This is a genomic window from Geminocystis sp. CENA526, assembly GCF_050753365.1.
Classification (GTDB): Bacteria; Cyanobacteriota; Cyanobacteriia; order Cyanobacteriales; family Cyanobacteriaceae; genus Geminocystis.
In genome coordinates this window covers 59,204-76,965 of record NZ_JBLZFY010000005.1, presented here as the reverse complement: position 1 = coordinate 76,965, position 17,762 = coordinate 59,204, and the positions used below count along the sequence as shown (strand labels likewise).

Below are 17,762 nucleotides of genomic sequence, written 5' to 3'. Positions count from 1 at the left end.
TGTAAGTTTTAAATTGTGTCTATAGAAAATATCCCATTTAATTCGATCGAAGAAGCATTAGCAGATATAAAAGCTGGTCGTTCAGTTGTAGTTGTGGACGATGAAAATAGAGAAAATGAAGGAGATGTGATTTGTGCCGCTCAATTTGCTACCCCAGATATGATTAATTTTATGGCGGTGGAAGCAAGGGGTTTAATTTGTCTGGCAATGACTGGAGAAAGATTAGACGAGTTAGATTTGCCCTTAATGGTGACGAAAAATACTGATAGTAACCAAACTGCTTTTACCGTGAGTATCGATGGAGCAAAACATTTGGGGGTAAGCACTGGTATTTCTGCGGACGATCGAGCCAAAACTATTCAAATTGCCATTAATCCTACCACACAACCCGAAGATTTAGCAAGACCGGGGCATATTTTCCCCCTACGCGCCAAAAAAGGAGGGGTTTTGAAAAGGGCTGGGCATACAGAGGCTGCCGTAGATTTAGCAAGGTTAGCAGGGTTATATCCTGCGGGGGTAATTTGTGAAATCCAGAATCCAGACGGCAGTATGGCAAGATTACCCGAACTTTATAACTATGCTCAACAACATCACTTAAAATTAATTAGCATTGCTGATTTAATCAGTTATCGCCTAAAGTACGATCGATTTGTCTATAGAGAAACAATTTGTAACTTTCCCAGTCAATTCGGCGATTTTCAAATCTACGCCTATCGTAACGCCTTAGATAATACTGAGCATATCGCCATTGTGAAAGGAGATATTAACGAATTTGGACATCATCCCGTCATGGTAAGAATGCACTCAGAATGCTTGACAGGAGACGCTTTAGGCTCATTACGTTGTGATTGTCGAATGCAGTTACAAGCGGCATTAAAAATGATAGAGAATCACGGTTTAGGGGTTGTCGTCTATTTACGTCAAGAAGGGCGGGGTATAGGTTTAGTTAACAAACTCAAGGCTTACACTTTACAAGATAAAGGTTTTGATACAGTGGAGGCAAACGAAAAATTAGGTTTTCCTGCGGATTTGCGCGATTATGGCATGGGCGCACAAATGTTAAACGATTTAGGTATCAGTAAGATTCGTTTAATTACCAATAACCCTCGTAAAATAGCAGGGTTAAAAGGGTATGGTATCGAAATTGTCGATCGAGTACCATTATTTATAGAAGCAAATGACTATAACTCCAATTATTTAGCCACCAAAGCCGAAAAATTAGGACATTTATTATTACAAACCTATCTTTGCACCGTAGCAATTACATGGAAAAATCCCTTAAATTCTGCCACAAAACGTTATCAAAAACTAGAAAATTTAAGGAATTTAGCGCGTAGTAATAACTTAATTGTACAGGAAGAAACCCGACCAGTTTCGATCGCCTTATTTAGTCAACCTTCCATGATTTTTCATCTCGGTTTTGATAAGGCAAATTCGATCGAATCAGGATGGTATAAACATAAAAATCACCCTTATTTAAAAGCAATTTTAGACATTTTAACTCAAATTACCTCATGGGAAAGTTTAGATAATTTACAATTTTTAATCGCCGATGGAGAAGATCCCATGTTAGGCTTAAAAGTAACCTTAGACAGAAAAAATATTGCTCAAAATTTATCGATTAATGAGTTAAATTATCCCTTAGAAACTCAAACTATTTATAAGCTGGAATGAGGAATTAAGAATTAAGAATTAAGAATTAAGAAAGACAACAGGCACTCATGCAACAATTACTCCCCAATACCCCAATACCCTAATACCCAATTTTCTCCCTCTCATCTTCATCTGGTTTTTTTGTAAAACTTAATACTTATCCCACACTACCCTCTAATTTGAGACTCAAAAGTTTATCCGCTTCGGCGGCAAATTCCATGGGTAACTCGTTTAAGACATCTTTACAGAATCCACTTACCAACATTGACACCGCATCTTCTTCGGAAATACCTCGTTGAGCAAAATAGAACAATTGATCTTCCCCAATTTTAGAAGTGGAGGCTTCATGTTCAACTTTAGCACCACTATTATCGACTTGGATATAAGGAAAGGTGTTAGCTTCGGCACAATCTCCAATCAGCATAGAATCACATTGAGAGTAATTTCTTGCACCTGTAGCTTTATTACCCATTTTCACTAAGCCACGATAGCTATTTTTGGAGTTTCCAGCCGAAATTCCTTTAGAAATAATCGTACTGCGAGTATTTTTGCCAATATGTACCATCTTAGTTCCAGTGTCCGCCTGTTGCATATTATTTGTCAAGGCGATCGAGTAAAATTCCCCCACAGAATTATCTCCCACTAAAACACAGCTAGGATATTTCCATGTTATCGCAGAACCAGTCTCCACTTGAGTCCAAGAAATTTTGGAATTGACTCCCTTACATAAACCGCGCTTAGTAACGAAATTATAAATACCACCCTTACCATTTTCGTCTCCTGCATACCAGTTTTGTACTGTGGAATACTTAATATCAGCGTTGTCTAACGCCACCAATTCCACCACCGCCGCATGAAGTTGGTTACTATCATACATAGGAGCGGTACAGCCTTCAAGGTAACTCACAGAAGCGCCTTCTTCCGCCACAATTAAAGTACGCTCAAACTGTCCAGTATCGCCATTATTGATGCGAAAATAAGTGGATAATTCCATTGGACATTTTACCCCTTTAGGAATAAATACAAATGAACCATCACTAAAAACTGCACCATTAAGCGCCGCAAAATAGTTATCCGATGCAGGTACAACACTACCTAAATATTTTTGTACTAAATCAGGATGTTCTTGTAACGCTTCGGAAATAGAACAGAAAATCACACCATCTTTAGCTAGTTTATCCTTAAAAGTGGTTGCGATCGAAACACTATCAAAAATAGCATCAACGGCGACATTACCTAAACGTTTTTGCTCAGATAAAGGAATGCCCAACTTTTCAAAGGTTTCGAGGAGAGTTGGATCAACTTCATCAAGACTATCTAATTTTTTCTTTTGTTGTTTAGGAGCACTGTAATAGATAATATCTTGATAATTGATACTAGGATAACCGACATGAGCCCATTCAGGTTCACTCATTTTCAACCATTGATGATAACACTTGAGACGAAAATCTAACATAAATTGAGGTTCATTTTTTTTCCCAGAAATCAATCTCACCACATCTTCACTTAAACCTTTAGGAATAGTATCTGATTCAATATCTGTAATAAATCCGTATTTATAAGGTTGATTAACAAGAGTTTTAACGGAAGCGCTCATATTTTCTTTTAGTATAGTAAATTAGTTTTATAGTTAAACAACTTTTTTGTTGTTTAAGTCCATTTTACAATGAACAATGAATAAATAACAATGTTGTTAACTGAGAATCAACAAATAAAGTCATTGATAGGGAAATAATACCATGAGTAAGCTAGAACGCATCTAAGTTTACTGATAAAGACAGGCAAGAGGCAACAAAGATTATGGGTTATTTCCATTAATTTTAAAATATACAATCTATTTTGCTTTAGTACTTAAAATCAAAGGTTTAGTTCATTTAATGTGTTGAATGCCTTGATTGTTTTAGTCTTCTAATTTATTCAGCAAATCTTATTTAATTTTAAGTTGAAAAACACTTAGAAAAAAACTAGCAAAAATGATTTGTAATCCCAAGGCGATCGAAGTTACAGAAGGAATAACTAAACGCATGGTAAGCACTGGATTTAATGCCCCAAAACCCGTTGATTCCCACTGAAACAGGGCAAGAATGGAAGTAATAAGCCCTATTAAAAACAAAATTGAACCTAAAATTAACCCTTGTTCTAAGGTAAATCGATCGAGCAGATTAAACAACTTTTTATCAGGAGGTAATAACCCTTCTTGGATAGCATAAACCTTCGTAAAAATAGCAAAATTAACTAACTGAAATCCGATAATAATAGCAGTGGCAGAATATAATAAACTGTGAACTCTAGGACTTGCTAATAAGATCATAGTTACTACTAAACCCATTACCATCAGAAAAATACCGGGGTAAAGAAACAACCAACGAGGACTGTATAATAATAAAAATCTCAAGTGTCGCCAACCATCTCTCCATGTGCGTAAATGGGGTTTACGAGAGCGTCCATCGGGTGATAAGGTAGTGGGTACTTCCGTTAGTTTTAAGCCGTTTAAAGTGGCTTTTACCACCATTTCTGAGGCAAATTCCATGCCCGTTGTGCGTAAATTTAAGTTAAGAATGGCTTGTTTGCGAAACCCCCTTAAGCCACAATGAAAATCATTACAAGGACTCTTAAAAAATAATTTCCCTAACCATGTTAAGACGGGATTCCCTAGATATTTATGTAAAAAAGGCATCGCGCCTTCTTTAATGCCACCCTTAAAACGATTTCCCATAACTAAGTCATAACCACCTCTCAACTTTTCTACAAAGGGATTTAAAGCCGTAAAATCATAGCTATCATCCGCATCCGCCATGATAATAAATTCTCCCCGCGCCGCCATAATTCCCCCCATTAGCGCACTACCATAGCCTTTTTCTTTCACATTAACTAATCTTGCTCCCATCTCGATCGCAATATCTTGCGAACCGTCAGTACTACCATTATCAGCAATAACCACTTCTCCGATAACTTGATATTCTTGAAGATACTGTTGTGCTTTTTTGATGCAAGTAGCAAGGGTTTCTGCTTCATTTAAGCAAGGCATGATGATTGATAATTCGAGGGAATCCATAAAGAATGAAGAATTAAGAATTAAGAATGAAGAATTAAGAATTAAGAATTAAGAATTAAGAATTAAGAATGAAGAATTAAGAATGAAGAATTAAGAATTAAGAATTAAGAATTAAGAATTAAGAATTAAGAATTAAGAATTAAGAATTAAGAATAAATGAATCTTCCCCCTCTCCTCTTTTTCTCCTTCTTCCTTTTCTGTGCCTAATATTAGAATCTAAATCTTATTGTTTATATATTATAGGTCGATCGCAACTCCCTTTTTACTGAAGTTAAATGCTAAGATTTAACCGTTATATGTTAGGGTGTTAAGTGTTGCAATAAGTACTCTTGTATCAAAACATCAGTACTAATACCTTGTTGTTGTGCCTGTTGGTTTAGTTGTTGAATCATCCACTGAGGTAGTTCAATATTTAGGAAGTTTTTTTGTTGTAATGACTGTTTAAGTGTTTTTAAGGGGCGTTTAGCTTGAGTTAAGTCTAAGTAAGGAATTATATCTTCTCCTTGCTCAAATTTATGGTCAAATTCTGTAGCTTTCATACAATTTTACCTCTTTATTCTTGGCTCTACGGACTGAAATAATGCGTATCATATCTCCTCGATAAGTAATTACAGCAGTCCAATGTTTTTCTTTTAGCTTACCAATAACAATCCATCTTGGTTCGGTTTCTGTTTTGGCAGGTATTTCGAGTAAGTCTTCGTCTTGCCATAATTTTTGGGCTTCGAGAAAATCTATCTCATGCTTTGTTACATTTGATTGACTTTTATTGGGATCATATTCAAATTTAAACATACTTGATATTTTCTTATTACTTATTACTTATATATTATAGGTCGATCGCCACATTTTTCTTCAACTTCTTCTTTACTGAGGTTAAATTCCGCTTTGACACTATAATTTTTGCCTTCATGAAAGGCAGAGTTATAAAGAAAAGTAAGGGGAGTAAAACCCACTAAACAAGCCTCTTTTTTTTCCTCTAACATCGTGATAACATCTTGATCAACTCGATCGATCATAAATTTTTCTAAAGACATAGTATTAGGATAGGTATAATCCCAACGAGTAAGAGTGGTAAAAATCATCATTACTGCCATAGCAATATAAGCATAATTTTGCGGTTTTAACCATCTATTTTTAGTGATTTCATATTGCTGAATTAATAAGTATAAATTGAGAGTAATTAACACCATTATCCAATACATATAATATCTCAATTGATATGCAAAAGGAAGAAAAGGAGTTACTAAACTCATGATAATAACTAACCATAAAGCGATACGAGTTTCAGGATTTTTTTGACGACATAACCAAGCAAATAAAACCACATTAAACACCACATAAAATGCAAAATATCCCCCCATACCAAAGGTATCAGCATCAAGGGGAACATAATCCATTGCGATCGTCCAATGCCATGGGCGACGCTCATCAAAAGCACCTATTTCTAATAAAGAAAAAAGCCATCTTTGTAGAGGAGACATAGCTTCAATTTTATCGGACATATAATCGCCACTAGGTACAATAATATGATTTAATTCATAACCAAAAATGCTTATTTTTAAAGGATAAAAAGGATTTTGATAGACAATAATATTTTTAATAGAAGTCAGAAACATTATCACATTTGCGACTGCTGTTGTTATCAATAATATAGCTATATTTTTTAGTCGATTAGTAGGGTTAAAACGATAGAAAATTAACCATAAAATTCTAGCAAAAACAAACGCCATTACTAAGGCTAAAGGAGGTACTAATAAATATTTACTATTACCTGCAATAAATCCTCCTAAAATGAACATGGAGATATTTTTATAGTTAATAAAATCTTCTTTAATAAACAATAAATAAGTTATGATCAGTACGATCGAAAAACCAATATTAGTGAATAAATCCACATAAGAAGCAGTCGAAGCGATATGAATTAAAGGCACAGCTAAAATAGCAATTACCGATAAATAATAGGGAATTTTGAGATAATATTTAATGAAAATAAAATAGCCGATTAAACTAAAAAAACTGAGTAAATTTGCTCCTTGGGGACGATTTTTTCCCAACAAATACCAGAAAAAACCTTGTAAAATATTAGGCAACATTGTCGTTGTGTTATAAAAAGGTTCTCTTTCAGCTTCAAAGATATATTGTTCAGGGGAAACTAAACCCCAAAAACGAGCGGCAAAGGGGAGTTGATACATCCAACTATCTCCCCCTGTCCAATCCACTGCCACAATACTTTTGAGGAATAAAAAACTAACAATAATTCCTGCAAATATTTGTAAAATTTGAGTATTTGTTATCCTAATAATTTTTTTAATAAATAACGGTAAATTAGGAAAATTATCTATATTTTGCTGTAAAGATTTTTTAAGAGAAAATAGACCAACAATTAATAAACCCACCCGCAGAGTACGAAAAAGCACCCCAAAATTGAAGAAATAACCGATTAAACCGAATAATAGTCCTAAACTAATAAGATTTAAACCAAGAAGAAATAGCTTATTTTTATTACCGAAAGAGGATAAATTGGAAGGTAGAAAATTTATTTTTTTTTGATAAAATAGCCAACTAAATAGACTAATTAAAATACCGATAAAAGCACTAATTAAAGGAACAAGCATTTAATATAATTAATATTTTTTAAACAATAATTAGGAAAATAATAAACTTTAAATTAAGTTTTATTTATGTCATTGAAAAACTGTTCTATAGTAATAATTGAACAAGTAAAATCAGCTTCGATCGATAATAAATCTTTATCCCCAGTTACTAGGTAATCTGCCTTTGCTACCTTTGCCAAAACTAGAAATTTCTCATCGAAAATATCTCGACATTGAGGAATTTTGGGTAAATTATGAGGCATTTTTACAATTTCACAATAGGGTATAATCTGATAATAAATCTTCTTGTTCTGTCTTGGTTAGTTTAAATTTAGGATAAGCTAAAACTCTAATTAATTCAGTGGTTGTTGCTTTAGAAATTAAGGGAATGAACTTCTGATTTTGCCAACAAAAACGTAACTGACTAACTTTTCCTCCAAATACTAACGCCGATAGTACTAAATTAGTATCGATGACAACTCTTAATATAGGACTCATAGTTGTCTTACCCATGAAATGGCATTGGTAATATCTTCTTCCGTTATATCTAATTCTGCTAATTTAGCTCTTACTTCATCAGCACGGTGAATTTTAACGGGAGTCAAAATTATTTGTCCATTTTCTACTTTGACATCAAAATATTCCACAAACCCTATTTCTTGGGTTATTCGTTTTGGTAGTGTAAGCTGATTTTTTGTAGTTAATTTAGCTAACATTTTTACTTCTTTTTCTGTGATTATAGCATTTATTATAATAATGAAGTAAGAAAATCTTATCATTTGAATAAGAGAATAACATTATTATGAGGTAAATTCCACTAAACTTTTTTCAAGGTAAAAACAGTTATTTCTGGGCGACAATTAAAGCGAATATAAGGGTAAGCCATACCGACTCCTCGATTAGTATATTGAAACATATTTTGCACTTCATACAAACCATTTACATAAATACGACCATTAGGAGGTAATAAAGGCGCACCAAAAAAAGGAATTCTGACTTGCCCTCCGTGGGAATGTCCTGATAATTGTAACTGAAATCGATCGACTTTTGAACTTCTTCGAGCAAAATCTGGTTCATGTACTAAAAGAATATTAACCCCTGTTTCGGGTAATTTATTTAATACTGGTTTTAGTTTATTTTTACCATAAGTAACGCTATCAACTCCTGCAATAGTTAAGTTAGCATTATTTTTTTGAAAAGTATAAATATCATTTTTTAAATTAACAATATTACTATCTTTTAAGGCTTGTTCAACTAAAGTTACTTCGGTGGCATAATCATGATTTCCTAAAACAGAAATACTTTTATATTTAGGATTTAATTTTTTTAATGTTTTAGTTAAAATAATCTGATCTTTTTCAAAAGAATGAGACTCTACTTCTGCATTAGTTAAGCCTAATTTATTCAAGATTCTTTTTACTAAAGACAAGGATTTTTGTCTTCGATAAGATATATCAGTGCCGTCAAATCTCTGAACGTCTGTAATGTTTTGAGAAAAATAATCTCCTGTTAAAACTACTATATCTGGAGATTGTTCATTAACTAATTTAACGATATTATTTAATCTTTTTTCTGTCATCCAATCGTTAATGTGAATATCGCTAATTTGGACTATTTTCCAACCCACAAATTCACTATCTAAATTTGGTAATTTAATTTCAATATTATTAATTTCTATCCATTGAGGTTCTATTTGATAAATGTAGAGAAAAAAACCTAAAATACTTAAAACTATCATTAACATAAATAATATTATTAATTGCATTCCTTTAACAATCAATTTAATCAGACATTTGAGCATAAAAATTAGATTAAATAACAATTTTGATCACGAACTATCGCCTTTGACGATCGAACTTAACACAAATAAACTTTGATTCTAAGATTTTCATTATTTTTTGTCGAATTTCAATATAGCATTTTTAAATGGGGGTTGGATAAAAAGTATTTTGATGAGGGTAGAGAAAAGGGAAGAGGGAAGAGGGAAAAGTTATATTCAAGAATTAATAAAAACAGCAAATATGTCTTAGCTTAGGAGGCTCGTAAATTTTGAGATAGATCAAACAACTCCAATAGGATTGTTATATAATCAGAGAAAAGAGATTAACCGAATTTGAATGACTAAATCACATTTACAACTTGACAATTATACCCCCGAACAAGAAATCAACTCATCACCCATAGATATTAGTAGTAAAGAGTTAGCTTTAGTAATTGCCTCCGCAGGAGACGATCGAAAAGCTGATAATATAGTCTTATTGAATGTCGAAAAGATGTCCTATTTAGCGGACTATTTTGTGATTATGACGGGATTTTCCCAACCTCAATTAAGGGCAATTTCCCTTTCGATCGAAGATAAAGTATATGAAAAGTTTGATCGTAATCCTGTAAGAATAGAAGGCAAAAACGAAGGTAATTGGATACTCCATGACTATGGAGACGTAATCGCCCATATTTTTCTCCCCGAAGCACGACAATTCTATGATTTAGAGGCTTTTTGGGGAAGTGCCGAAAAAACCCTATTTCAAAGTGCATAATGAATAATAAATGTAGGGGTTTAATACATTAAACCCAACCCCACCAAAAAATTCTCCTAATCTTAATTCCTCATTCCTCATTCATTATGAATCAATCTACTGTAATTTGTCCTGTGCCATTAGAGCAACAACCGATAAATGAATATCAAGAGTTAGCCCAATCGTGGTTTTTTCGTTGGGCGACACTTTCTAAATGGGAATTTGCAGGTAAATTAACATGGGTAGGGAGTTTAAGTTTATTGATTTGCGCACCTATTTCGGGCGCAAGTTTTTCACCTCAAGAAACTTTTTTACCTTTTCTTATTTGTAGTCTATTAGGTTCATCTTTATTTGTCGGATTTGCCTTAGTGCGTTTATATCTAGGGTGGAAATATATCGCCGATCGACTGAGAAAAACTAAGATAGTATATGAGGAGTCTAGTTGGTATGACGGGCAGGTGTGGGAAAAACCCCTTGAATTTTATCGCCGTGATCAATTAATCTTTCAATATCAGGTACAACCATTACTTAAAAGATTGCAAAAAAGTTTAATCTTTCTGTTGGGGTTAATAATTATGGGAGGCTTCAGTCTATGGTTAACGAATTAAGGTTGAAGGCAAAATTAATTCTTAATTCTTAATTCTTAATTCTTAATTCTTAATTTCCTCGTTATTGTCTGATTGACAATTCATAAGATACCATAGAAAATTATTATCAAATCAATAACTCGATCGTACTATTTATATGACCAGATTAAAACGTCCTCCTTATCCACGCTTAGAAGTACATCTCCTTCGAGAAGGTATAGTAGAATCTATCCATCAAGGAGAAGTGGTGGTAGCTGACGATCGAGGTCGTACTCTAGCTGTAGCTGGAGATACTGAAACCGTAACTTTTATGCGCTCATCCATGAAACCCTTTCAAGCCCTTGCGGTGACAAGTACGGGGGTGATACAGAGATTTGATTTAACCGATAAAGATTTAGCGATTATTTGTAGCTCTCATCAAGGTAATATAGAACAAGCAAGACAAGTATTTAATATACTATGGAGGGCGGATATTGAGCCTAGTTACTTAAAATGCCCGATTCCAGAAGGAAAAGATAGCGCTTTACAACATAATTGTTCAGGAAAACACGCAGGAATGTTGGCAGTGTGTCAACAACGAAATTGGGATTTAGATACTTATACTCATCGATCGAACCCCGTACAACAGTTAATCTTACATAAGATAGCCGAATTATTGTCCATACCAGGGGCAGAAATTATGACGGCAAGGGATGATTGCGGAGTGCCAACATACGCCTTAGAATTAGGGCAAATGGCGACTCTTTACGCTAAGTTAGCCTCTGGTAATAGTATTGACTTAGAGAGAATAGTTCGATCGATGACTCATTACCCTACAATGGTAGCAGGAGAAGGAGCATTCGACACCGAATTAATGAACTTAACCGATGGAATGTTAGTCAGTAAATCTGGTGCGGAAGGTATCCAGTGTATTGGCAATATTGGGCAAAACATGGGATTAGCCATTAAAATTCTCGATGGTGCGAAACGGGCTAAATATGCCACAGCTATTCATGTATTAAAACAAATGGGATGGATTACCCCTACCGTTGCCGAGAATTTAGGAGATAAATTTTTGCGTATTGATGACTATAGGCGACTAGAGGTAGCAGGAGAATTATCCTTATTGTGATGATGGATACACTTTTATCAATATCAATAGACTTCTGGTAAAAATTATCCTTTTACGCATCTTGCCTGTATTTCAGAAGATGCCTAATAATTTATCATACTCAAAGTCGAAGAACAAAAATTTTTAACCTCCACAACATCTTCACATTTCTTTGTCTTAATAAGAGATGTAGAACAAAAGATAGTTTACAAGGATTAAAAAAAATGGCAAATCAAACACATTTAGACAAAATCACTTCTTTATCAGCGACAGAGTGGAATACTTGGAGAAAAGAAAACCCTCAGATTACACCAGATTTAAGAAATGCCGATCTAAGTGGATTGAATTTAAGTCATTATAATCTCAAAGGGTCTATGTTAATAAGAGTTAATTTTAGTCAAGCCACCCTTATTGAAACTAACTTGTCGAAAGCTGATTTGTCTAACGCTAATTTTGCTAGAAGTTTCTCCAGAGATGCTAATTTAAGTTTAGCTAATTTACAGGATGCTAACTTTTATGGTGCTTATTTTACTGGTTGCGATTTTAGCAGAGCTTGTTTATTAAGTGCTAATTTTCAAGAAGCTAATTGCTCAGATTCTTTCTTTATTACTGCTAATTTAACCTATGCTAACCTTTCTCGTGGCATTTTTCGGGGGGCAAGTTTTATGGAGGCAAACCTCGAAAATGCTGATTTAAGAGAAACTGCTTTAAATCAAGTTGATTTGACTTTAGCTAAGGCTTACAATACTAATTTTAGTAAAGCCACTTTAACCGATGCCACGATCGAAAACTGGCAAATTAATAACCAAACTAAGTTTGATTTAGTTGTGTGTAATCATCTTTTCATTGGCTATCAGCAAAAAATCAGTAGCGACAATCAATTTTTCCCTAATACTGCTAAATTCTTAGAATTTGCCGTTGTTTAATCTTGTCATGGTGAGGAAACGAAGCAATCTAATCCTCATTTTTTGAGTAAAAATTGCTAAAACTGCACACTTTTTTAGTAATGTAGTTTATCTAAACCCTTGATTTTAATAGACTTCTGATTTATTCAGCAAACCCTAAATATTGTCATTTTTGTTGGGTTACGCTTCTCTAACCCAACCTATAAAGATTAAAAACATATTTCTCCTGATTCTATCAGTGTCCATATATTGCCATTTTTCCTTAATTTGGCTGGTTTATTAATAACTATATCTTTACCCATAATGGCGATGGGAATTTCATTAGTAACAATAAATAATTTCGTATAATGAGCCAAGGTTAATGCCATTTTATCAAATAATACTTTAGGATCAGGAAATAGGTACTCTTCTCGATCGAAATGTTTTAATAAATAGTGTCCTAAGTTATCAACTTCTAAGGTAATAGTAATGGTTTCTGGTCTATTTTGCAAAAATAGATTGATGGTATCTTGGGTAAATTTTAATTTTGTACATCCCCCCTCTAATTGAGCAAATTTAGCAGGATTTTCGGTGTATAAATTGATTAACTTCATATAACTTGGCTCTAATTTTTGAAGACGATTATCTAATAATTTTATTTCTTGGGATAGTTGAGTATTGCCTTGATTTATCTTGGTTAAAACATTTAAAAAATCTTCTAAAATAGTCGGAATTTTCTCTTGATTTTTACTTAATTCTGCTAACTCTGATGCTATTTGTTGAGTAACGGAATTTCTCTCTATAGATAACTCTCCTTTTTCTTGGATTAACCATTCTTTTCCACTGGGTAAAATAGTTAAACCACAAGGTTTGATTAAATAAAATTCTTCATTATTAATATCTTTTTTGCCTTGTATTGTGAATAAATAATCAATACTTTTTTGTTTATAAATTTTTATCTTTTTATTGCCATGGGGTAATAAATAATAGTTTTTTTCTTCCAGATTTTCTAATAAAATAACCCAATAATTTCCCCTGATAACTTGCTCTAATATCATAGTTTTATCAAGCTGTTGTCGATAACTTTTGGCGTTTAAAGATACTTCTACAGCGTATTCAGTTAAAATATGAGGAATATCATTATAAAGCTCAATTAATTTATCTACAGATATTTGTAAGGGTTTGGGTTGTTGAATTTCTAAAAATTTTTCAACGGTAATTGCTTCTTTTGATTCTAATTGTTTTAATCTTTTTTCTAGTTTTTGAACATAAGAAATTATTTTCTCTAATTCAGCATTATTCTCCATAAATTAATCTATTTATTATCAGAATTAATCAAATTTTATTCGGCTTTTTGAACTGCAAAACAAAAACGTCCGATAACAGGATCATTCTCATTTTGGCTTAAAGTTTTCAGATTTAAACTCTTTAATTTATTCATAAAAATAGAAAGATTTTGAGTTTTTGAACCGTCATTATTTCCGCCAACTGCACTCCATTCTGTCCACCAATCTTTACCTGTTAAATCATCTAAAATTAAGTCAACTTCAAATAAATAAATTTGTGGATTAGGTAAATTATTAACGTTAATATTCGTAGTAAATTGTAAAGTCTGATTTTCTTGATCTAATTTTAAGTCTTTGATGGTTAATCCTTGTTTTAATGAACCACTAGAATTAATAGCAAATAATTGTTTTTCTGTTTCATTAGTTTGATTATTTTCCTCCTCATTATTGATAGTTTCAGAGTCTTCTTTTTCTTCACTTTCTGATGTTTCTATAGAGGATTGTTGTACTTGATTTTGAGGATTAAAAGTATAAAGTTTTGTCTCTGTTATTAAGTTATTTTCGTCTATAGATAAGGCGTAATTACCTCCTTTAAGATTTTTGATACTAGGAAAAGGTACTTGATAATTAATGTTTAATGTTGGTTCAATATTATTTATACTAAATAACTCATAAGGCTCATTAATTGCATCTTCTGTATTCACAATAACATCTCGATCGCTCAAGGTAAAAACTCTTAGGAGTTGATTATTTTCTGGTAATTGACTATTATTTTCTCTGGCTTGAAGATTCCCTAAATTAATGGGATTTTTCATGACAATATTTTGAGTAGGAAAAATAAACATTTCACTATAATCATCAAGTTGAGAATCTAGTTTTTTCAATTCATCAAAATACCCTGCTATCTGTTCGTATTGTCCAATAAAAAGGACATAAAAAGGACGATAAAATTCAGAAGATTTGCCTTCAGTATTATACAAAAATTGTGCTTTGCCAGTATTAGGATTAAAAACAGTACCGTTAAATTGACTTTTTACCGCCCAAACTCCTACAGTATAATCTTGTTTATTTCGATCGAAATAATTTTTGCTCAAAGCCTCAAATACTTTTCCAGCGTCATCTCCCTCTAAATCCGTGACAATAATCGTTAGTTTTTCTCTCCCCTCTACTGGAGAGGTTATTACTGATTGAATCGGGCTAGTAATAGGTTTGTAAGTATCATCGTTGCTATTGTAAAAAATGGGAGATGTAGCATCTTGACGAAAACGAGTCTTGGTTAAGGGTTGAGATTCCCCGATGCGTCTATATTCTATTTTGACATTATCTCTTTCAATAATACTATTAGCAATCAGTTCGATCGTCTTCATATAATTACTATTAGGAGTTGTGACATATCCCAACATGGAATCACTCCCATCGATATTGATGGAAACATCTAAATTACTACCTATGTTTTGTGAATTGACAATACTTTGCAAAGATTCTATATTACATGATAATTGTTCTAAGGGGGTTTTTTGACAGCCTGTCAGGAGAGAAATACTAACAATGACAGACAGTATAGATTTTAAACGATGATGATGAATACTACCCATGAATGCTCGATCGTGTGTTAAATATTAATAATGTATTTTAATTATTACCTTTGAGGATAACATAAGATTTTGAGATTGTTTTATTATCCCAGTATGACATAAAAGCCTAAAATCACCACTTTACCTATTACTTTTCCTCATCACAATACTTTTTCAGCAGATTCTAATATAACTCTCCGCTTTCTTGTAGGGAATGCAGTCTTTGGTAAATGCCTTGTTGTTGCAATAATTCTTCATGGTTGCCTATTTCTGCGATCGAACCTTGATCTAGTACTATAATTTTATCAGCCGATCGAACCGTACTCAACCGATGCGCAATAATAATAGTAGTACGAGTGCCAAAAATAGAATTCATTGCCAACTGAATTTCCCTCTCCGACTCATAATCAAGGCTAGAAGTAGCCTCATCAAAGATAAGTATATCAGGATTCATAATCAACGCCCTAGCGATGCCTAAACGCTGTTTTTGTCCGCCTGATAGCCTTACTCCCCTTTCTCCGACGATGGTATAATATCGATCGGGTAATTCATTGATAAATTCGTCAACTCTAGCGATGGCGCAAGCCTGTTTTACTTCTTCAATAGTCGCTTGAGAGTTACCATAGATAAGATTATCAAGGATTGTACCGTTAAACATATCCACGTCTTGATGTACAATAGCCAGACGACGACGATAACCCGTAACGTCAAGATGACGAATATTCATGCCATCTAATAAAATTTCCCCTTTTATGGGTTCAAAATACCTCAATAATAGTTTAACTAAAGTTGATTTTCCTGAACCTGATCTTCCCACTAAAGCCACAGTTTCATAGGGATTAATTAAGATATTTATATCCTTTAAAACAGGTCGATCGAGATGATAAGAAAAAGCAATATTTTTCAACTCTATTTTACCAGTAAATTGATAGTTAATATCAGCAATATTTTGCGGAATTAAATTAGACGCATCCTCAGCGATAGGTAAATTCATAAACTCATGGAAACGAATCATAGAAGCATAGCGACGGGCAAAGGTTTCCGATAACATACTAATAGGTTCTAATTCCGCATAAGCCATACTAGCAACGGTATAAATCGTAATAAAATGCCCTAAAGAAACCTCTTGTTTAATGGTAGGAATTAAGATGAATAAAAATACAAGAAATAATGATAATTGTACCATAGTTCTTGACCAAGTTGCTAACTTTACATAACCCAAATGAATGCGATTAATAACTACTTGATATTCTCGATTTAAACGTTTATTTTGTCTCGATAATTCCTGAGATTCCGTAGCAAAAGCCTTGACGGTTTTAATATTCGTAATAATTTCGGAGGTTCGACTTTCTGTATTTTCGATATGTACATCTAATAACTGTTCTTTTTGAATTAATTTTTTCAGATTAATTAAGGTAAACAAGAGAATTAAACTAAAGGAAATAATAAAGCCAAAAGCAATCCATTTTTCTAGTAAAAGAATAACAAAAAATATACCTAATATTCTGATTAATTTAGGTAATAATTGCCCCGCAATTTCGGGATAAGTCCATGTATGATTAGAGATACCTCTTGCCACCCTTCCTGCAATTCTACCCGGGTTATTTTCGTCATAAAAACTCAGGGGTAATGTAAGGATTTTTTCAATAACTTTTTGTGAATAATCTCGTCTTGCTTTTAAGGTAATTTCCCAATGATACCACGAACCAACCCAAGGCTGAATCGGCGCTCTTACTACGGTAATTATAAATATCATGGTAATTAAAATACTTAGAGAAAGAGTTTTTTCACTGGTATCAATACTTATTAAGTTACCGATATTGTTAACAATTTTGACTAAAAAATTATCTAGGGATTGTCCTGAAATTATGTTTAAAATTTGACCGATTAAATAGGGTACAATTAAATCTATTAATTCAAATAATCCCGATGCTCCTATACTTAAAATAACTGCTAGTTTATATCGATCGTAATATCTAATTAAATCCCTAAAGGAAGCCATAAAATGAAGGTTGAAACAAAAATACTGAGGTGTATATAAAACTAAATAAATATTAACATAAAACTTGACAACATTGGTGTTTTATGGAGTTCGATCGATTATCATAAGTTATAGACTATAATTAAGTGTACATCAAACATAAGATTTAAGAGAGGATAAAATTATGACTCAAGTAACAATTCCACAGGAAACAAAAGAAGAAGTAACTAATACAACAAAAGAAGTTTATTTCACAGACATTTTACAAGAAATTCAAGCTATACCTCAAGAATATTGGTCAAATTTATTGCAAATTCTTCGCTCTTTTCGAGAAGTAACCGATCCTAGTACAGTCAAAAAAACTGTTCATTTAACTAATAATTTGTTTGCTAATTATGATCCTTCTAAGCAAGAAGAAAAAAATAAAGCCGCTTTAGAATTATTGCGTCGTTGGCGAGAAGAAGGTGATGAAGAAGAGCAAACAGAGGCTTGGGAAATTTTAAGTAAAGCCTTTGATATACATGATAATGAAAACTAAGAAA

General features: G+C 33.0%; 18 protein-coding genes. 6 read left to right on the top strand and 12 right to left on the bottom strand.

Translation table 11 applies throughout. The features are described from left to right. Positions 1-15 precede the first annotated feature (15 nt). Positions 16-1,674 (top strand): bifunctional 3,4-dihydroxy-2-butanone-4-phosphate synthase/GTP cyclohydrolase II, encoded by a 1,659-nt coding sequence (gene ribBA, locus ACN4EE_RS03125; protein ID WP_431704941.1) that lies wholly within the window; start codon positions 16-18, stop codon positions 1,672-1,674. 136 nt (positions 1,675-1,810) lie between these two features. Here ribBA and sufB read toward each other — a convergent pair whose 3' ends face one another. The 9 genes from sufB to ACN4EE_RS03080 all read right to left on the bottom strand — a co-directional run bounded on the left by sufB (position 1,811) and on the right by ACN4EE_RS03080 (position 9,067). Next, a complete protein-coding gene (gene sufB / locus ACN4EE_RS03120) occupies positions 1,811-3,250 on the bottom strand; it encodes a Fe-S cluster assembly protein SufB (RefSeq protein ID WP_431704940.1) in 1,440 nt (479 codons plus the stop codon). Between the two features lie 330 nt (positions 3,251-3,580). Then, complete coding sequence (locus ACN4EE_RS03115) at positions 3,581-4,681, bottom strand: glycosyltransferase family 2 protein (RefSeq protein ID WP_431704939.1); 1,101 nt, start codon at positions 4,679-4,681, stop codon at positions 3,581-3,583. A 326-nt stretch (positions 4,682-5,007) separates the two neighbouring features. Continuing rightward, the gene (gene brnA, locus ACN4EE_RS03110) at positions 5,008-5,247 is read right to left on the bottom strand and encodes a type II toxin-antitoxin system BrnA family antitoxin (protein ID WP_431704938.1); all 240 of its coding nucleotides are present in this window, start codon (positions 5,245-5,247) and stop codon (positions 5,008-5,010) included. Then, positions 5,228-5,500 carry a BrnT family toxin gene (locus tag ACN4EE_RS03105; protein ID WP_431704937.1) on the bottom strand — a complete coding sequence of 91 codons (273 nt, stop codon included), beginning with the start codon at positions 5,498-5,500 and terminating at the stop codon, positions 5,228-5,230. The genes brnA and ACN4EE_RS03105 overlap by 20 nt, the downstream gene beginning before the upstream one ends. Before the next feature lie 23 nt (positions 5,501-5,523). After that, positions 5,524-7,323: a hypothetical protein gene (locus ACN4EE_RS03100; protein ID WP_431704936.1), complete on the bottom strand. Its 1,800-nt coding sequence runs from the start codon at positions 7,321-7,323 to the stop codon at positions 5,524-5,526. Positions 7,324-7,376: 53 nt separating this feature from the next. Beyond that, positions 7,377-7,565, bottom strand: coding sequence for a putative toxin-antitoxin system toxin component, PIN family (locus ACN4EE_RS03095; protein ID WP_431704935.1), 189 nt, complete (start codon positions 7,563-7,565; stop codon positions 7,377-7,379). A gap of 10 nt (positions 7,566-7,575) precedes the next feature. Continuing rightward, positions 7,576-7,800, bottom strand: coding sequence for a PIN domain-containing protein (locus ACN4EE_RS03090; protein WP_431704934.1), 225 nt, complete (start codon positions 7,798-7,800; stop codon positions 7,576-7,578). Beyond that, entirely contained in the window at positions 7,797-8,018 is a 222-nt protein-coding gene (locus ACN4EE_RS03085) for an AbrB/MazE/SpoVT family DNA-binding domain-containing protein (protein ID WP_431704933.1), read from the bottom strand. The genes ACN4EE_RS03090 and ACN4EE_RS03085 overlap by 4 nt, the downstream gene beginning before the upstream one ends. 101 nt (positions 8,019-8,119) lie before the next feature. After that, positions 8,120-9,067: a metallophosphoesterase gene (locus tag ACN4EE_RS03080; protein WP_431704932.1), complete on the bottom strand. Its 948-nt coding sequence runs from the start codon at positions 9,065-9,067 to the stop codon at positions 8,120-8,122. Positions 9,068-9,419: 352 nt separating this feature from the next. Here ACN4EE_RS03080 and rsfS point away from each other — a divergent pair, with 352 nt between their 5' ends. The 4 genes from rsfS (at position 9,420) to ACN4EE_RS03060 (ending at position 12,421) form a co-directional block, all read left to right on the top strand. Beyond that, a complete protein-coding gene (gene rsfS, locus ACN4EE_RS03075) occupies positions 9,420-9,839 on the top strand; it encodes a ribosome silencing factor (protein ID WP_431704931.1) in 420 nt (139 codons plus the stop codon). An 86-nt stretch (positions 9,840-9,925) separates the two neighbouring features. After that, positions 9,926-10,426 carry a CGLD27 family protein gene (locus ACN4EE_RS03070; protein WP_431704930.1) on the top strand — a complete coding sequence of 167 codons (501 nt, stop codon included), beginning with the start codon at positions 9,926-9,928 and terminating at the stop codon, positions 10,424-10,426. 136 nt (positions 10,427-10,562) lie between these two features. Further along, a complete protein-coding gene (locus tag ACN4EE_RS03065) occupies positions 10,563-11,516 on the top strand; it encodes an asparaginase (protein ID WP_431704929.1) in 954 nt (317 codons plus the stop codon). A gap of 203 nt (positions 11,517-11,719) precedes the next feature. Then, the gene (locus tag ACN4EE_RS03060) at positions 11,720-12,421 is read left to right on the top strand and encodes a pentapeptide repeat-containing protein (protein ID WP_431704928.1); all 702 of its coding nucleotides are present in this window, start codon (positions 11,720-11,722) and stop codon (positions 12,419-12,421) included. A gap of 188 nt (positions 12,422-12,609) precedes the next feature. On the opposite strand, the gene ACN4EE_RS03055 is transcribed toward ACN4EE_RS03060, so the two are convergent. The 3 genes from ACN4EE_RS03055 to ACN4EE_RS03045 all read right to left on the bottom strand — a co-directional run bounded on the left by ACN4EE_RS03055 (position 12,610) and on the right by ACN4EE_RS03045 (position 17,241). After that, positions 12,610-13,686 (bottom strand): hypothetical protein, encoded by a 1,077-nt coding sequence (locus ACN4EE_RS03055; RefSeq protein WP_431704927.1) that lies wholly within the window; start codon positions 13,684-13,686, stop codon positions 12,610-12,612. Between the two features lie 35 nt (positions 13,687-13,721). Next, positions 13,722-15,260, bottom strand: a complete 1,539-nt coding sequence (locus tag ACN4EE_RS03050) for a hypothetical protein (RefSeq protein WP_431704926.1) — start codon at positions 15,258-15,260, stop codon at positions 13,722-13,724. A gap of 163 nt (positions 15,261-15,423) precedes the next feature. Continuing rightward, positions 15,424-17,241: an ABC transporter ATP-binding protein gene (locus ACN4EE_RS03045; RefSeq protein ID WP_431704925.1), complete on the bottom strand. Its 1,818-nt coding sequence runs from the start codon at positions 17,239-17,241 to the stop codon at positions 15,424-15,426. A gap of 163 nt (positions 17,242-17,404) precedes the next feature. Between ACN4EE_RS03045 and ACN4EE_RS03040 the strand changes: the two genes are divergently transcribed. Beyond that, positions 17,405-17,758: a hypothetical protein gene (locus tag ACN4EE_RS03040; RefSeq protein WP_431704924.1), complete on the top strand. Its 354-nt coding sequence runs from the start codon at positions 17,405-17,407 to the stop codon at positions 17,756-17,758. Positions 17,759-17,762 lie beyond the last annotated feature (4 nt).

Bases quoted from the DNA above. Each gene is read 5' to 3' on its own strand.
- ACN4EE_RS03050 (WP_431704926.1), bottom strand. From the start codon at position 15,260: ATGGGTAGTATTCATCATCATCGTTTAAAATCTATACTGTCTGTCATT.
- sufB (WP_431704940.1), bottom strand. From the start codon at position 3,250: ATGAGCGCTTCCGTTAAAACTCTTGTTAATCAACCTTATAAATACGGA.
- ACN4EE_RS03100 (WP_431704936.1), bottom strand. From the start codon at position 7,323: ATGCTTGTTCCTTTAATTAGTGCTTTTATCGGTATTTTAATTAGTCTA.
- ACN4EE_RS03040 (WP_431704924.1), top strand. From the start codon at position 17,405: ATGACTCAAGTAACAATTCCACAGGAAACAAAAGAAGAAGTAACTAAT.
- ACN4EE_RS03095 (WP_431704935.1), bottom strand. From the start codon at position 7,565: ATGCCTCATAATTTACCCAAAATTCCTCAATGTCGAGATATTTTCGAT.
- ACN4EE_RS03105 (WP_431704937.1), bottom strand. From the start codon at position 5,500: ATGTTTAAATTTGAATATGATCCCAATAAAAGTCAATCAAATGTAACA.
- ACN4EE_RS03080 (WP_431704932.1), bottom strand. From the start codon at position 9,067: ATGCAATTAATAATATTATTTATGTTAATGATAGTTTTAAGTATTTTA.
- ACN4EE_RS03085 (WP_431704933.1), bottom strand. From the start codon at position 8,018: ATGTTAGCTAAATTAACTACAAAAAATCAGCTTACACTACCAAAACGA.
- ACN4EE_RS03055 (WP_431704927.1), bottom strand. From the start codon at position 13,686: ATGGAGAATAATGCTGAATTAGAGAAAATAATTTCTTATGTTCAAAAA.
- ACN4EE_RS03060 (WP_431704928.1), top strand. From the start codon at position 11,720: ATGGCAAATCAAACACATTTAGACAAAATCACTTCTTTATCAGCGACA.
- brnA (WP_431704938.1), bottom strand. From the start codon at position 5,247: ATGAAAGCTACAGAATTTGACCATAAATTTGAGCAAGGAGAAGATATA.
- ACN4EE_RS03090 (WP_431704934.1), bottom strand. From the start codon at position 7,800: ATGAGTCCTATATTAAGAGTTGTCATCGATACTAATTTAGTACTATCG.
- rsfS (WP_431704931.1), top strand. From the start codon at position 9,420: ATGACTAAATCACATTTACAACTTGACAATTATACCCCCGAACAAGAA.
- ACN4EE_RS03065 (WP_431704929.1), top strand. From the start codon at position 10,563: ATGACCAGATTAAAACGTCCTCCTTATCCACGCTTAGAAGTACATCTC.
- ACN4EE_RS03070 (WP_431704930.1), top strand. From the start codon at position 9,926: ATGAATCAATCTACTGTAATTTGTCCTGTGCCATTAGAGCAACAACCG.
- ACN4EE_RS03045 (WP_431704925.1), bottom strand. From the start codon at position 17,241: ATGGCTTCCTTTAGGGATTTAATTAGATATTACGATCGATATAAACTA.
- ACN4EE_RS03115 (WP_431704939.1), bottom strand. From the start codon at position 4,681: ATGCCTTGCTTAAATGAAGCAGAAACCCTTGCTACTTGCATCAAAAAA.